Source organism: Psychrobacter sp. (assembly GCF_036731945.1).
Taxonomy (GTDB): Bacteria; Pseudomonadota; Gammaproteobacteria; order Pseudomonadales; family Moraxellaceae; genus Psychrobacter.
On the sequence record NZ_DAINDI010000003.1, the window covers coordinates 51,485 to 68,058 of the forward strand.

Sequence of the window (16,574 nt, forward strand, 5' to 3'; positions counted from 1 at the left end):
GTTTGGGCGTATTTTGGCATACGCAAGGTTCAGGTAAGAGCTTTGCCATGGTGTTCTTTATCCGTAAAGTGTTCCGTAAGTGTGCAGGTAATTTTAGCTTTGTGGTCATCACTGACAGAGATGATTTAGACAAGCAGATCTCCAAGAACTTTTTGGCAACAGAGGCGGTAAAAGAGACGGAAATTGCTAAGCCGAAAAATAGTCATCAGATGCGTGAAATGCTAGGACAGAACCTGAAAATTGTATTTACGCTCATTCAGAAGTTCCGTTATGAGAAGGGTGAGAAGTACCCGTTGCTCTATGATAAAGATGAAAGAGAGGTTATCGTCATAGTCGATGAGGCGCATCGTACCCAATATGATACGCTCGCTGACAACATGCGTTTAGGACTCAAAGGCGCACATTTCCTAGCCTTTACAGGTACACCGATCCTCAAACAGAAGAAAACTAAGCAGTGGTTTGGTGAGTATGTGTCCGAATATACCTTTCAGCAAGCTATTGAAGATCATGCAACATTACCTTTGTTCTACGAAAAGCGTGTCCCAGAGGTGCTACTACAGAATGAGGCATTGAATGAAGAGTTAGCGGAGATCTTAGAAGACGAAGATCTGTCTGATGCACAGCGAGAAAAATTAGAAAATAACTTCTCGAAAGAGCTTGAGGTCATCAAGCGTGATGATCGCTTGGATACTATAGCAGCCGACATCGTTTACCATTTCCCTCGACGTGGGTATCGTGGTAAAGGCATGGTGATATCTGTTGATCAGTTCACTACGGTTCGCATGTATGACAAGGTTACGGAGTTATGGAAAAAAGAACAACGTAAGCTACAAGGTCAAATCAACCAAACTAAGAATGATTTAGAAAAAGTCCGTCTTAAAAACCGTCTTAAGTATATGCAGAACGTTGAAATGGCAGTTGTTATCAGTAGTCCTGCCTCTGAAAAAGAGCGCTTTGAAAAGCAGGGACTGGAAATCCAAAAGCATATCAATAGACTGACGCAGCAGCAACCCAACAGTCGAGATATAGAAGATGACTTTAAGGACGCTGAGCATCCATTACAGTTGGTTTTTGTGTGTGCTATGTGGCTAACAGGCTTCGATGCGCCTACTGTCTCAACGCTGTACATTGATAAGCCCATGAAGGGTCATACGCTGATGCAAACCATCGCAAGAGCGAACCGTGTGACCTCTTTTAAGACTAGAAATGATAGCGGGCAATTGGTAGAAAAAACTAATGGTGAGATTATTGATTACTACAATGTATTCAGAAATCTTAAGTCTGCGCTAAAAGATTATGGTCAAGGCACGGATTCAGGAGATGGAACAGACCCTGTACAAGACAAGTCAGTATTAATTAATTTATTGGATGAAGCGATAGCGGAAACACTTACATTCTGTCTATCTCATGAAGTAGATTTGATGAAAATTATTGAAGCTCAAGAAGTTTTCAAGCAAAACGCTTTGTTTGCTGATTATGCAGATATTATGCTATCGCAAGATCTCATACGTAAAACGTTCAATGTACATTTTAATGTAGTTGCTAGTCTGTATGAAGCGGCTAAGCCTACGATTCTTAGTCAACCAAGACCTATTGTTAGTGTTATGCAGTTCTTGCACACGTTTATTGCCAATAAGATTGATCAAGATGATTTGGATGAGCAGGCCGCTCAGGTTTCAAGCTTACTAGATCGTAGTGTTGTAGTAGATGGTAACAATACTAGCTCAGTAGCAGAACCAGTAAGCGAGTACCAAATCACTAAAAGCGCTAGTTGGAATCTCGCTAATGTAGATTTCGAGCAGTTGAGAGCCGAGTTTAAGCAAACTGAGCATAAACATATCGCCATAGCAGATATGAAGAGATTCATTGAGAAAAAAATCAAACAGATGCTTAAAACCAATCAAGGGCGAGTAAATTTTGCAGAGCGGTATCGTAATATAATTGACCGATATAATGCAGGAGCAACCCAAACGGAAGAATTCTTTGAAGAATTACAAAAGTTTGCCCAAGACTTAAAAGAGGAAGATCAGCGGCATGTTCGTGAAGGCTTGACAGAAGATGAGTTGGAAGTATTTGATTTGTTGGCTAAAGATAAACTGACGAAGAAAGAAGAGCAGGCAGTTAAGCTTGCGGCTAAAGATCTTATTAAGTCTCTAATCGATGCATCACCTAAAGTACTAGTGCAGGACTGGTGGAGAGACTCTCATACTAAAGCAAAGGTTCGTGCGTTCATTGAAGAGGTTTTAGATGAAGACCTTCCTGATTCCTACGATAAAGAAATATTCGAGAACAAGGTGACTCAGGTTTTTGATTTACTACAGCACTTAGCTATTAATGACGAAAAATGGGCTAGCTAAATTAATTGGCAAATTAAGAAAAGTGTAAAGTTTATAGCTATAAAATTGATATTATTTACAATTTACTTTACATTTTTAATATTAATTTTATTAAAGACTATATAGTACCTATATTTTAGGGTTGTTAAGTTATTAATAGGTATGTATAACCTTTTTGAGGAATACGTAATCTAATAGTGTTGATTAAATCAGAGAAAAGAGCCTACATTTAGAGGCTCTTTTTTTTATATGATAAATTCTATTTAATATAAAAGTTTATTTTCTTGGAAATAATTATTTGCTTACTGGTATTTATTATTAAATATCAATCAATACTTGTGGCGGTTTATATTTTTGTTTATATTACTGCTACTTACGATTTTTATTACGCATAAGTTTTTAGTAAAAATCCAACTCGGTTATAACCTTAATATAAAAGTGGAGTTTACGATGAACAAAAATAACGTCATAGATTTAAATAGTTTAAACGTTGATGAGCTACGCGCGATTACTGAAAATGCGCAGCAATTGATTGAAGAAAAACAGCATCAGCGTTTATATGACGCCTATATGCAGTTTGAAAAAATCGCTGAAGAAAGCGATGCCAGCATCGAAGAAATTCTACAAGCGGGCGAGAAGCTTGAGAAAAAACGCAGCATTAAATATCGTAATACCGATAATAGCGAAGAAACTTGGACTGGGCGCGGACGCAAACCAACTTGGTTGGTAGATGCACTAGCGTCAGGTCGCAAGCTTGAAGATTTTGCCATTTAGCCATTTAAAAACTCTTGGTTCAAGGCTTATTTTATTCTGCTTTCATGTATTATGAATTATGATGTTTTCATAAAATAAGTTGCTAGATAAAAGCCAGTCTCTTTATCGCCACTATTTTGGTGCAAAGATACTGGCTTTTTTTCTGTCATCTGTATGCCATTGTTTGCTATGATAATGACGTTTTTGTCTTCTATAAGAGTTAGCTAACCGTGCCTCACGTTTCCACGTCGTCTCACAAGCGTCCCCGCAAGCTCTGGTGGCTACTTGGCTTTATATTCTTCGCGCTATTTGCCGTGTTGCAAATGCCCGCCGCCTGGCTACTTGAAAAATATGCCCCTGATACGCCGTATGTACAACATGTGTCTGGCAACTTATGGCAAGGCTCAGCGATTTGGCAATTGCCCGTGTCAACAGCGCCGCTTACCGGTGCTGCTGAGTGGTCGTGGCAGCCGTGGCATCTACTATTAGGCAAATTAGGCGCAGAAGTCGATATCAGCTCAGAGCAGACCCGCTTAAATGGTCAGGTGAAAGTAGGTAGCAGCTCATGGCAAATTCAAAACATGAGCGGTAAAATTGCCCCTGAAACTTTAGCCAGTGTGGTCGATTGGCAGTTGCCTAATACCCCAATTCAGGTCAATAATGTTTCGTTAAAACGTCAGTCAGCTGCTAATGCTGCAAGCACTTCAAGCGAAAACTCAGGTAAAAATGCGGCGGGATTTAGTGAAGCGGGCGGTCAGCTAACGTGGGTAGGCGGTGAAGTCGGTTATCCTAGCGGCGGTAAGGTTTTTTATCTCACCATGCCTGCGCTGCGAGCTGAGCTTAGCGCCGAGCAAAAAAATAATAAAAATCTGCTGCATATCAATCTTGTCAATAATCAAGACAAGCGCCTGGGCGATTTGTATATCGATGGCGACAATATGCTAGATGTGAGTTTAACCCAGCGTCTACTAGAAAATATGCCAGAATATAAAGGTCAAGCCCCACAAGATACGCCTGTGGTCAGTGTGCGCCAGCCACTGCTTAACGGCTTAGGGGCTAGATGATGAATGTTGCCGATGTATCTAGCCGTTTAAAACCTATTGTTAATACCCTCAATCGCTTTGCAGCAATACTATTACTATTAGCGATTGTTTGGCTATGCTGGAGCGCGGCGCGTTTACTCTGGTTGCTGCTGGCTGCGCCATTAGCGCCTGCCTTACCACTTGCTCCTTTACAGAATACGGCGAACACCAGTACAGATCATAGTGGTTTATTTGCCATTTTTGCTGACCCAGATCCTATCGCTGCACCCGTACAGCCGCCGCCCAATGTTTCGTTAAAAGGTGTGCTTATCGCCATACCAGAGAGTCTGTCTTCGGCGATGCTGGACGTCAATGGCGAAGTGAAAAATTACCGTATCGGTGACACTTTAAAAGACAGTGACTATACGCTGGTCGCCGTCGATTGGAATGAAGTCATTATCGCCGATGCTTACGATAAAGAAGTCGTCATCAGAATGCCAGAAGCCATGCCGCTTGATCAAAGTGCCATGCTGGCGGGTGCAGTAAATAATCAGCGTTTGCCCGATAATAGTATGTTGCCAAACCTGTCTAATGCACCGATGCCCGAGCAAGGCAATCCTGAGATGCAGCCAAATGGTGACGCAAGTAATGATAGCGAGCCACAGTCGCCAATTGATGAAGCCGTCACTGAATTACAGTCAAACCCAGCCAGTTATTTAAGTCGAATGGGAGTGATGGCATCTGGAGAAAGCTATCAGGTCACCGCCGCCATGCCAGCCAAACTGCGTAACCGCTTAGGGCTAGAGCCAGGGGACAAGGTACTGACCGTCAATGGTCAAAGTGTCGGCAGCAATCCTGGGCAAGATGCCAACGTGCTGCAACAAGTAAAACAATCTGGCGAAGCACAAATAGAAGTACAGCGTGGCGACCAAGTTATCACCATTCGCCAGCAGTTTTAGTTAGAAATTTCATCAGTTAATACATTTGGTTCATATTATATTTAGCAAAAGATTTGTTGAGTAAGCACGAAAATCAGTATATCCGCGTCATCACTGTAGGTAATTATCAATATGGTCAGTTCTCAAAATTTTTCGGTCACGTCTTTGTACCATATCTTGCAGCGTTTGATGCGTTTGTGTCGGCCGCTATGTTTAGCCGTTCCTTTATGGGCAGCGAGTACAGGGCTTGTCAATGCAGAAAGCTGGAAAGTTAATCTGCAAGATGCCGATATCAAAGCTTTTATTAATGAAGTGGCGACTATTACCAATCAAAACTTTGTCCTCGACCCGCGCATCAACGGTAATGTGACGGTCATTTCTAACAAAGCGCTGTCGCGTGACGAGATTTTTCAGCTGTTTTTAAGTGTCATGCAGGTCAATGGTATTGCCGCTATCGATTCGGGTACAACCATTAAGCTGGTACCAGATAACGTCGCCAAACAATCTGGCGTGGCGGTGGACTTACGCGGGGACAGTGTCGGTGAAGCCTTAGCGACACGGGTGATTTATTTGACCAATACCCAAGCGGCAGAAGTACTCGGCGTCATTCGACCGCTGATGCCGCAGTCCGCCCATGCCGCAGCGGTACCGGGCGTTAATGCGCTAGTATTGTCGGACCGCGCTGATAGTCTTAATCAGCTCACGGCGCTTATTCGCGATTTAGACAGCAACGTTAATGACAGTTTGCAAGTCATACCGCTGCGTCATGTCGACGCTGAGCGTATGATGGAGTTGATTAGTGCCTTGGTGGCAAGCGCGGGTAGTGGGCAAGCGCAAGGCGGCAGTAATCAGCTAAAAGTCATCGCCGATACCTCTAGTGATAGGCTGCTCGTCAAAGGCAGTCCGGAGATGATTGCCAAAGTTCAAGAAATGGTCAATCAATTAGATACCACGCCTTCGAGACGTTTAAGTGGTCTGCGCGTCTTTCGCTTAAAATATGCCAGTGCCGGTCACATTGCAGAGATGCTGCGCGGCTTGCTTGCTAGTCAGTCTATTAATAGTGCTGGTGCGGCCTCAACCTTAGAGTCAGCTTCGCTAAACGGCGCCAGTAGTACAGGCTCAGCCCTTAACAATAATACTAATGCGCTTACCAACAGTGCTACGAATACCAGTACTGGCGCTACGGGAGCAGCGTTATCTACGGCAAGTTCAGGTGGCACAGGTAATGGTATCGGCGGGCGACCTTTTAGCATTATCGCGGATGAAACGCAAAATGCTGTTATCGTCAATGCCGCGCCCGAGCTGATGTTTGAGATTGAGGATGCCGTCGCTCAGCTCGATAGCCGCCGCGCCCAGGTTTTGATTCAAGCGGCGATTGTTGAGGTCTCAGGCGATGACGCTACCCAACTTGGCGTACAGTGGGCGCTGGGTAATGCCAATAGTGGCTATGGCGTGGTCAACTTTAATAACGTCGGCGCGAGTGCCGTCTCGCTTGCTGCCGCCGCGTTATCAGGTGGCGCAAATATTAGTGCAGCAGCAGGCTCTATTGCTGGAGCGTTGATTGGCATCGGCGATAGTAAAAAAGACAGCCAAGGCAACACTCAGTTTTATGGTGCAATCTTACAAGCGCTTGATTCGTCGACCAGCGCCAATCTGCTGTCGATGCCATCAATCTTGACCTTGGATAATGAAAAAGCCAGTATTTTGGTCGGTCAAAACGTACCTTTTGTCACCGGTTCATATACTACCGGCAGTGATTCTTCGACCAATCCTTTTCAGACCATTGACCGCCAAGATATCGGTATCAATCTAAATGTCATTCCTCATATTGGTGATAATGGCACCGTACGTCTAGAGGTCTCGCAAGAGGTCTCATCCGTAGTACCCGGCAGTGCTGCCAATGCCAGTGGCCTGATTACCAATAAAAGCTTGATTAATACCACCATCCTAGCCGATGATCAGCAAACCATTGCTTTGGGCGGTTTAATGCGCGATAACACCACCACTCGCCAACAAAAAGTTCCCGGTTTGGGCAGTGTACCCGTCATCGGAAGATTGTTCCGCTCTGATAATGACAGCACGCAAAAGAGTAACTTAATTATCTTTTTACAGCCGACCATCTTACGTGATGGCGGGGCTGTCGCTAGTGTGACCGAGCGCAAATACAATCAGATGCGCGTCCTGCAACTGGTCATCGATAAAAACGGCACTATTAAACAGCTGCCACTTAGTGGTACAGAAGGCTGGAATGGCAACGTCAGTGCTGACTATGAGCTGATGCCGCTTAACCCATTGGTACCTAAGCGTGACCAAACGCCAAAGCCAACTTCACAAGGGTTTACTAAAGTAGATACGCCTAGTACTAGTGGCATTACAACTTATCCTTTAAAACGCTAAATTCTAATATAGAGCGCTTGCGAGTGAATGCGGCAAGCGACAGCTTCTAGATTAAAATAAAATGAAGATCGTAATTAAACGTACGGCATGATAGCGTTGCCGTACATTAGCTTGCGTATTGATAACACAGATAAACATAGGGCGTCTTCAAGCGGCGTATAATTAGAGTGAATCTAATAACCTATTGCTGTTATAAGCAATTTTTTAAGATTATTCTTTAGATAACTGTCATTTAAGTAGACTGGTTTAAGTTAGTAATTTTTAAGCTCATAAGTGAAAAATGGCTAGAATCTTAAAAGTAGCTAGAACCTATAGGCGGCACTAATGAGCAATCTTGATCATCAAAAGAAAAAGAAATGGTTAATCTTAAGTGCGGTCGCTATGGCTCTATTACTGATTCCGCGGCGTAGTAGTAAAAAGGCCGATAGCCAATTATCAAATCATAATAACGATGATAAAGGGTCTGACGAAAAAGCGGCTAACAAAGTCTCTAATCTAAAATAAACGTCTATATTTAAGAAAAATAATGAAAACCATTAAATTTGGAGGCTATTGATGACTACGATTGACGCCTCATTTAACGCTAATGAGAAATTGCCTACTATTTTTCCTCTCATTGATACCCATACCCATTTTGACGCTCCTGTGTTTGATGTTGACAGAGAGGAGCAAATACAAAAAGCGTATCAGCGAGGCGTGCGCCATTTGGTATTGGTCGGTTATTTACACAGACACTTTGACCGTTTATACGCAATTAAAGAATTTATTGATGAACAGGCGCACGCTGTATCAGAACAGACCTTTAAGCAAAAAGAGAAACCTCTCAATGCGCATATTGCCCTAGGTTTGCATCCTTTTTATATCGACCAACATACTGATGAGCATTTAGAAAACATGGCGCAGATGTTAAATGACAAACGTCCTTTAGCCATTGGTGAAATTGGTTTGGATACTTTTACGGATGAGATGAAACAATCTGATATGGTCGCAAAGCAAGGGCGTTTTTTTAAGGCGCAATTGGATATGGCGGTGAGCCACAAGTTACCTGTCATGCTACATATTCGTAAAGCGCATGCTGAAGCATTGGCGTTGTTAAAGGCGCATGACTATGATGCTCATGAGCTTGGCGGCGTTGCCCATAGTTTTAGTGGCGGTGAACAAGAAGCAAAAGCCTTTGTAAAACTGGGCTTTAAACTTGGTGTGACCGGTCAAGTCACCAATCCCAATGCCAAAAAGCTGCGCCGTGCGATTCAAGCAGCGGTTGATACTTATGGTATTGAATGTTTGGTCATCGAGACGGATTGCCCAGATATGACGCCGATAATGTGCCAAAATTCCGGCGGTAGTCAGTCAGCGCTTGGGCAAAGCCCAGATGATGAATGGGGCGATGCGCCCGCTCATAATAGAAATGTCCCAGCCAACTTACCTTATGTATTAGGCAGTTTAAGTGAATTACTTGCGGTGCCAACCGAGACTCTTGCTGAGCAATTGTGGCACAACAGTTGCAGTGCTTTACGTACCGATTGGCGTTATCCAGCTTAAGAGTAGCCCAAAATACTTATTAATAATAAACAACCTTTTAATCGAGCTCTAATTTGTTATGACCGAAGAAACACAATTGCAGCAAACTATAAATCAAACAGATACTTTAGTTAATAAAGAAGTCACTGCGCGCAGCGAGCAACAACTTGCTGCTAATAGCGTCGCTGTGATTGATGAATCGTCAGCGCAGTATGAGCGCCGTTTTAAAGGCACGCAAACATTGTATGGTGGGTCTGCTGTCGATACCTTTGCCGCAGCGCATGTTTACGTCATTGGCGTTGGCGGGGTGGGTTCTTGGGCAGCAGAAGCGCTGGCGCGCACCGCCGTTGGGACGATTACGTTGATTGACTTAGACATAGTGGTGGCGTCAAATGTCAATCGTCAGCTGCCAGCGTTAGACAGTACTTTTGGGCAAAGTAAAATCGCGGCAATGGCCACACGTATCCGTGAGATTAATCCGAAAGTTAAAATAAATCTGATAGATGACTTTTTGACTACGGATAATGTCGCAGCATTATTGCCCACGCGCGAGCAAGCAAAAATGGCTATGCAAAAAAATCCAATTGTTATTTTAGACTGTGTCGATGATATGAATGCCAAGCTTGCTATTGCATTGCACTGCCGCTTTAACAAACTAAAATTGGTGTGTGCAGGCGGAGCAGGTGGTAAAATAGACCCAAGCCAGATTCGTGTAAGCGACTTACGGGACAGTTACCAAGATCCGTTGTTGGCAAAGCTACGTAATAAGCTGCGCCACGAAAAAGGCATCAATAGCGCACTAAAAGAAAAATTTGGCATCAAATGTGTCTATTCGACAGAGCCGCCGCGTGTTGATAAAAGCTGTCAAACAGGCGGTTTGCATTGCGGTGGCTATGGTTCGGCGGTCGTCGTCACCTCAGTGGTCGCGATGCTGATGGTTAGTGAAGCATTACAATTATTGCTCAAGCAAGCCGCGATTAAACCAAGCGTTTGATATGAATTAATGGAGTCCATCTTGTCTACATCTAACTCGTCAGAAATTGGTTATCGTTATCCTGTTGCTGCGGAAGACGCTGAGCGTATTAATAAACTCAAAAAATATCAGGTACTCAACAATAATGAGGAACCAGCTTTTGCACGTTTAACCGAGCTTGCGAAGTTGTTTTTTAATATGCCAGTCGTAGCTATTACCTTTATGGATGAGGAAACCCAGTATTTAAAATCGGTACACGGGCTCGATGGTATTTGTACAACGTCACGCAAAGTCGCTATTTGTAATTATACTGTCCTGTCGGATGAGGTTTTGGTACTGCCAGATTTGACAGAGGACAGTCGCTTTAGTCAAAACCCGTTGGTGACAGAAGCGCCATATTTGCGCTTTTATGCTGGCGCGCCTATTATTATGCACGAAGATGGCAAGACCTATCGTTTGGGTTCTTTGTGTTTGATGGATATGCAAGCGCACCACGATTTTACCGATAAGGACGCAGATATATTGGCGCAGTTTGCTGCGATGGCTGCCGATGCTTTGAAGCTTCAAGACCAGCAGCGCCATGCCAAGCATGCTAATGAGATGAAGTCAGAGTTTTTGGCCAACATGAGCCACGAAATACGTACGCCGATGAATGGCATCATTGGTATGGTTGAGATGCTCGCTGAAACCAAACTCAGCGCTGAACAACAAGAGTACGTCGATAATATTAAAGTCTCAAACGAGCACTTATTGGCTATTATTAACGGTATTTTAGATTTATCAAAGGTTGAGTCGGGCAAAATGACCATCGATTCTATACCGATGAATATATCGAGCCTTTGTAATGAAGTGGTGAGTTTATTTGCGGTCAAAGCTCGTCAACGCAGTTTGACCTTAGATTATCATTATACCGAAGCATTATCGCCTTATATCAAAGGTGATCCGGTACGGCTTAAGCAAATCATGGTAAATTTGGTCAATAACGCGATCAAATTCACCCGTGAAGGTGGACGGGTGTCCATTGACGTTAAACACATGGAAAACAACCCTTGTGAGGATAAATACGGCAATCATAAGTCTATATGCAGTCATGAGCCACAAGTAGAGCAAGCTTCTCATTATAATACTGATGATAGTGGTTCGGTTAATCATCAAGACATGACGCTTTGTATTGAGGTTACAGATACCGGCGTCGGTATCAAGCCAGAATCGTTAGAGGCAATATTTGATGCTTACGATCAGGCTAATACCTATACTCATCGTCTCTATGGTGGCACTGGACTGGGTTTATCTGTTTGTAAATCTTTGGTAGAGCTGATGGGCGGCTATATCGAAGTAGACAGTGCCGTCGGTATTGGTACGACTTTTACCGTATTACTGCCGTTACCTATTATTGATGAAGCACACTACGAGAACTGGCAAGGCTCAAACGACTTTGCTATGACAGAACCAAGTCATGAGCTTATTGGTCATATATTGCTGGTCGAAGATGATAGCGTCAATGCCATGATTGCCAAAAAAGCGCTCAATAATAGCGGTCATACCGTCACTCACGTCACGGATGGACAACAAGCCATAGAGGTTTTTGCGTTAAATCCTGAGCAGTATGATGTCATTTTGATGGACCATCACATGCCGATTATGGATGGCGTCCAAGCGACGATTAAGCTGCATGAGCTTTATGACCCGCAAGCATTGCCGCCTATCATCGCCTTGACCGCCAATGCGATGGATGGTGAGCGTAAAAAGTATCTTGATGTCGGTATGCAGGATTATTGCACCAAACCCTTTAAACAAGAGCAGCTTAATGCCTTGGTGCAATACTGGCTGATGTATAAGCAATCGATGGAAGAATAATGGAAGAATAGTTTTCTTATCTAAAAAGCATTTGACATTAAAAAAGCTTAACCGCTAATAGCGGTTAAGCTTTTTTGTTTTAAACCCAATAAAAACGCTTAGTTAACGCGTGTTTGATAATCACCAGTACGCGTATCAACACGAACTACTTCGCCTTGCTGAACAAATAATGGCACACGTACCACAGCCCCTGTCTCTAGGGTTGCAGGTTTGCCGCCACCACCTGACGTATCTCCGCGCACACCTGGATCGGTTTCAGTAATTTGCAGTTCAACAAAGTTAGGTGGCGTTATAGATAACGGCACACCATTGAATAGAGTGATGGTGCAAAGCGCGTTACTGTTTTCTTTTAGCCATTTTAGCGCATCACCAACCGCGGTTTTGTCGGCTTGTAATTGCTCAAAACTCTCAGGGTGCATAAAGTGCCAAAACTCACCATCGTTATAAAGATAGTTCATTTCGGTATCGATGACATCCGCCGCTTCCAAGCTATCGCCTGATTTAAACGTCTGCTCGAGTACGCGACCACTGCGTAAGTTGCGCATTTTGACACGGTTAAAGGCTTGCCCCTTACCCGGTTTGACAAACTCATTTTCAAGAATGGCATACGGGTTGCCATCGAGCATGACTTTGAGACCAGCTTTAAATTCGTTAGTAGAAAAACTTGCCACGGAAGACTCCTAAGGGTTGTAAGTATTGTCATCAATAATTGGATGTGGGGTTTACGCCTTGCTGTGCTAAAGCTGCCTATGATGCTCTAGGTTTTATGAATAATTCGTACGCTTTGATAGCGGACGTACTAAGAGCGTATAATAGCGGCTTTTGGGCACAGGTATAAGGTTGTCATGATAAACCATTTAATCACACAAAAAAACTGGCAAACGCAATTATCCGAAGCGATAACCTCTATTGATGAGTTGCTTGAGCTACTAAAGCTTGAATCATTGCGCTCAGAGGTTTATATACCTGAACATTTTACGCTGCGTGTGCCGCGCGGTTTTGTGGCAAAAATGACGGTCGGTGACGGTGATGACCCTTTGCTTAAACAAGTATTGCCCAATAGAAAAGAACAAATCGCTGTGACCGGTTATGTGGCAGACCCTTTAAGCGAGAATACGCACAATCCGGTGAAAGGTTTACTGCATAAATATCAATCAAGGGTCTTATTAACCATTACCGGTGCTTGCGCCATCCATTGTCGTTACTGCTTTCGCCAGCATTTTGACTATAGCGCCAATATGCCAACCGCCGATGCCAAAGAGCATATTATCAATTACATCAGTGCCCATCCTGAGATTAACGAAGTGATTTTAAGCGGCGGCGACCCGTTAAATGTCACTAATAGGCGGCTATTTGCTTGGCTCGATACCTTAGAGGCGATTCCGCAACTGACCACCATCAGGCTGCATACCCGTTTGCCATTGGTCATTCCAGCGCGTTTAGATGAGGCGCTATTAGATAGACTATCGCAAAGTCGCTGCCAAATCGTCATGGTGATTCATTGTAACCATGCCAATGAGATTGATGCGCTGACCGCTGAGTATTTGCAGCGTACGCGCGCAGCGGGCGTCACTTTATTAAACCAAGCGGTACTGTTAAAGGGTATCAATGATAGCGTGACGGTGCAAACGGCATTGAGTCAGCGCTTGTTTGCCGCTGGCGTCCTGCCTTATTATCTACACGTATTGGATAAGGTGGCTGGTGCTGCCCATTTTGATAGTGACGAGCGCGCGGCTATTGCGCTGTACTGGGCGTTACTCGCCGCTTTACCTGGTTATTTAGTGCCAAAATTGGTGCGCGAGCTGCCGAATAAACCTTTTAAAGTACCGATTGATATTTACAATGAAACTTAAAATAGGCAATATGGTACATCGGAATTTTAGTAAACAAATAACGATTAAGTTATTATTAATAGTCGTTTTTAGTGATAAGTTTAAAAAATTCCATAAATCAGCACCGTTAAAAAGACACAGATCAGACTTATTTGTAGAGCAGTTAGCGGTCGGATTTGAGGTTTGTGCGGAAGTGTTTTTTGGTTAAGTGGTTTAAGCCTAAGCGTCGTCTATAAAGGTAAATTCTAGAGATAGACTTCTATTGATAGCCTACGCAATTACTAAGGATAGTAATGGTAAATTTATCGACATTTCAGCAGTATTTAGCAACGGATACGCCCTTATCGCAACCATTGCCTAAATCGTTTAATAGTGATGAGCAGCATTTGCGCAAATGGGCGACGCTGTTGCCCTTGCAGGCAGAGATGCAGCAAATAGAGCAGTTAGAACAAGTGCTCACAGAATTGCGCACGGCAAATATAGATGATCGACAACGCCTGACGCTATTTAATATTGTGCTGGATGCGGCCAATCAGCTGATTGCGCTGCTGCGTCAGCATTATATCTATGAGACGCAGGCTTTCAACGCTTATCAGTTGGATTATGTGGCACACGTGAAGTCGCTGTACTATTTAATGATTATGGGTTACGACGGCGTTATAAAACGAGAGATTGTTTTTTTAGCAGATAATGAGTCGCAATCAACCACCAATCTGTGGCAGCGCTATTTTACCAATGACAAATCCTCGCCGATTACTTTGGCCATTGCGACCTATCAGACGCTGCTGATGTATCAAAAGTTACTGTTTGAAGAAGCGCTTTGCTATCAAAAGCCTACAGCGTCCTTATGGTCTAATATTAATCAGCTCTACTATATGGCTTGCCAACAGCGGACAGTGGTTATTGATGTCAGTGCTTATATTACCACCCACTGTGCGGATACTATCCATCAGCTATATGCTCAGTTATGTTTGCATAGCTTGTTAAACGTGCGTGCCATGCGCCGAGCCAATATCTTGATGGTACAGCGTTTACTATTAGAGTGGAGCGAATACCTTATTATAACGGTAGAACCGCAGACAGAGACAAGGGTGTTCGTCAATTTAAATAGTGACAGCGCACCAACGTATTTGACCGCCCATTGTGCTATTAATCCTTATGATGCCCATCATGATTGTGTATTTATCGAGTTAGCGGCGCTGGTCGCTCATTTGAAATCGCGTCGCGATACACTTATCGATGAAGGTCGAGAAGGAGCTGAGTATTGCTTGCTTAACACGGTTGCCATGACATTAAGCTATCGCTATATCCAGCCTCGCTTGACACTACCTATCAAGCAAAGTGCCAAACAAGAGGCTCACGTCATCACGGGATTCAATGACATTCATTACCGCGTCAGTAACCAGCAAAGCTTGTCAAGTCTGATTGTCGCTAAAGTGCTGCCAGATTATCAGCAACCTCGCTACGATACCTTGCCAAAAAAACATGCCAACGATAAAGGGTTAGCGGTAGAGACATTTGACGGTAGATTTAATGGTGGCGCTGTCAATAACGACGATTTGTCCGTTTTTCGTACCTTGCGACTATTGCCCAAACCAAAAGAGCCAGTAGCAACGGCTGAGCATATGGCGTGCAAAAACGTTCATTCATTTTTTGGCCCTGAGGCATCAATAAAAAGCAGAGAGACAAAGGATACCCTCGAAAAAGACTATAGTCCTAAAGCGATAAAAGATATAGCAAGGATTGCTAATAATGATGTGCTGACTTCTATAACACCGCCGTCACTGCGTATTATGAGTCTTTTTTTATTATGTCGTCCTTATGAATTTGCGTCACATGCTTGGTCAATAGGGGTGGTACGCTGGCGCGAGATGGATAACGAAAATCCTGAAATTGATTGGCAAGTACTTGGTCATCAGCTCATTGCCTGTGGCATTCGTCTGCACAATAGAGACAATCGCAGTCGGCATTTTGTACCAGCGTTTGTCGTTGGGGGCGATGAGCAATTACAGACTGCCTGTAGTTTGATCGTGCCGACTTCTCATTTTCAAGTAGGAGATAAAGTCATGATGCGTATTAATACCAAACAGAAAACATTACGCTTGGTACGGCGTTTAATGATGAACGACGAGTTTAGCCAATATGAAGTGGTACAACTTTAAATAGTTATCTATTAATAGCTTAGATAAGTTTAGGACGTTCAATACTTAAGACTTGATCATAGGCTAAGTGAGTTTGATTTAAGTTTATTTAAGAGTTTATAACATCGCATTGAGGTTGTAACTTAAGCAGCAGTCGATTACATTATTGTTTATAATGACAAAACCGCTACTACCATTTAAAAGGCTTCTTATGCGTACTCAGTCCATCCTAAACTTATTAGTAATCGACGACGACCAGCTTTATGCTGAGCGTATCGTCGACTTGCTAGGTTCATATTATGATAGTGTGAACTTGGGGTTTTTAGATGATAAAGAGGAGCTGCTAAAGGCGTTACGCCAGCCATGGGATACCTTGGTGTTTGGGCAAGCTTATGATATGAACTTTACCGAGGTGGTCGGTATTGTCCAAGAGCAAGGTATTGATTTGCCATCGGTTTGTTTGATAAATAAAGATACGATAGCCAATGCTCATAACGAAGCGGGCTTACCTTCTATTTTAAATGGCACAATGGTCAAAGCGCTGAGCGCCGAGCAAGAAATGGCAGTAGTCATGGCGATTTGTTTGCTCCATGATAACTTACGCAGTCGTCAACAGCTTAAAACTTTGCAGCATGTCATCTCTGAAGCAGAGCAGCGCGCCAATGTTCTGATTAAAAACTCCAAAAGTGCCGTCGCTTATATCGATCAAGGTATTCATATTTTTGCCAATGACCCGTATTTGCAGTTGTTTGGTTTTGAGTCAATGAATGACATTATTGGCATACCTGTGATTGATTTGATAGC

12 protein-coding genes and 1 pseudogene are annotated in these 16,574 nt (G+C 43.4%); 12 read left to right on the forward strand and 1 reads right to left on the reverse strand.

Going from position 1 to position 16,574, the window contains the following annotated elements; translation table 11 throughout:
* The 9 genes from V7D75_RS01135 to V7D75_RS01175 form a co-directional block, all read left to right on the forward strand.
* On the forward strand, positions 1-2,357 hold a 2,357-nt coding region (locus V7D75_RS01135), incomplete at its 5' end, for a type I restriction endonuclease subunit R (RefSeq protein ID WP_333613058.1).
* A gap of 429 nt (positions 2,358-2,786) precedes the next feature.
* Positions 2,787-3,110, forward strand: coding sequence for an H-NS histone family protein (locus tag V7D75_RS01140; RefSeq protein ID WP_333613059.1), 324 nt, complete (start codon positions 2,787-2,789; stop codon positions 3,108-3,110).
* A 302-nt stretch (positions 3,111-3,412) separates the two neighbouring features.
* On the forward strand, positions 3,413-4,153 hold the full coding sequence (gene gspN / locus V7D75_RS01145) for a type II secretion system protein N (RefSeq protein WP_333613060.1): 741 nt from the start codon (positions 3,413-3,415) through the stop codon (positions 4,151-4,153).
* A complete protein-coding gene (locus tag V7D75_RS01150) occupies positions 4,150-5,070 on the forward strand; it encodes a type II secretion system protein N (protein WP_333613061.1) in 921 nt (306 codons plus the stop codon). Before gspN ends, V7D75_RS01150 begins: the two co-directional genes overlap by 4 nt.
* A 111-nt stretch (positions 5,071-5,181) precedes the next feature.
* The gene (gspD, locus tag V7D75_RS01155) at positions 5,182-7,446 is read left to right on the forward strand and encodes a type II secretion system secretin GspD (RefSeq protein ID WP_333613062.1); all 2,265 of its coding nucleotides are present in this window, start codon (positions 5,182-5,184) and stop codon (positions 7,444-7,446) included.
* Positions 7,447-7,770: 324 nt separating this feature from the next.
* Positions 7,771-7,950: a hypothetical protein gene (locus tag V7D75_RS01160; protein ID WP_333613063.1), complete on the forward strand. Its 180-nt coding sequence runs from the start codon at positions 7,771-7,773 to the stop codon at positions 7,948-7,950.
* A 51-nt stretch (positions 7,951-8,001) separates the two neighbouring features.
* Positions 8,002-8,988: a TatD family hydrolase gene (locus V7D75_RS01165; protein ID WP_333613064.1), complete on the forward strand. Its 987-nt coding sequence runs from the start codon at positions 8,002-8,004 to the stop codon at positions 8,986-8,988.
* A gap of 166 nt (positions 8,989-9,154) precedes the next feature.
* Entirely contained in the window at positions 9,155-9,961 is an 807-nt protein-coding gene (locus V7D75_RS01170) for a tRNA threonylcarbamoyladenosine dehydratase (RefSeq protein WP_442968895.1), read from the forward strand.
* A 21-nt stretch (positions 9,962-9,982) separates the two neighbouring features.
* A complete protein-coding gene (locus V7D75_RS01175; RefSeq protein ID WP_333613066.1) occupies positions 9,983-11,797 on the forward strand; it encodes a GAF domain-containing hybrid sensor histidine kinase/response regulator in 1,815 nt (604 codons plus the stop codon).
* Between the two features lie 98 nt (positions 11,798-11,895).
* Here the strand turns inward: V7D75_RS01175 and efp are convergent, their stop codons facing one another.
* Entirely contained in the window at positions 11,896-12,468 is a 573-nt protein-coding gene (gene efp / locus V7D75_RS01180; RefSeq protein WP_102077618.1) for an elongation factor P, read from the reverse strand.
* Between the two features lie 174 nt (positions 12,469-12,642).
* On the opposite strand from efp, the gene epmB reads away from it, so the two are divergent.
* The 3 genes and pseudogenes from epmB to V7D75_RS01195 all read left to right on the forward strand — a co-directional run.
* The gene (gene epmB, locus V7D75_RS01185) at positions 12,643-13,650 is read left to right on the forward strand and encodes an EF-P beta-lysylation protein EpmB (RefSeq protein WP_333613067.1); all 1,008 of its coding nucleotides are present in this window, start codon (positions 12,643-12,645) and stop codon (positions 13,648-13,650) included.
* A 272-nt stretch (positions 13,651-13,922) separates the two neighbouring features.
* Positions 13,923-15,791: a hypothetical protein gene (locus V7D75_RS01190; RefSeq protein WP_333613068.1), complete on the forward strand. Its 1,869-nt coding sequence runs from the start codon at positions 13,923-13,925 to the stop codon at positions 15,789-15,791.
* A 190-nt stretch (positions 15,792-15,981) separates the two neighbouring features.
* A pseudogene (locus V7D75_RS01195) lies at positions 15,982-16,574 on the forward strand (EAL domain-containing protein); the annotation flags it as partial.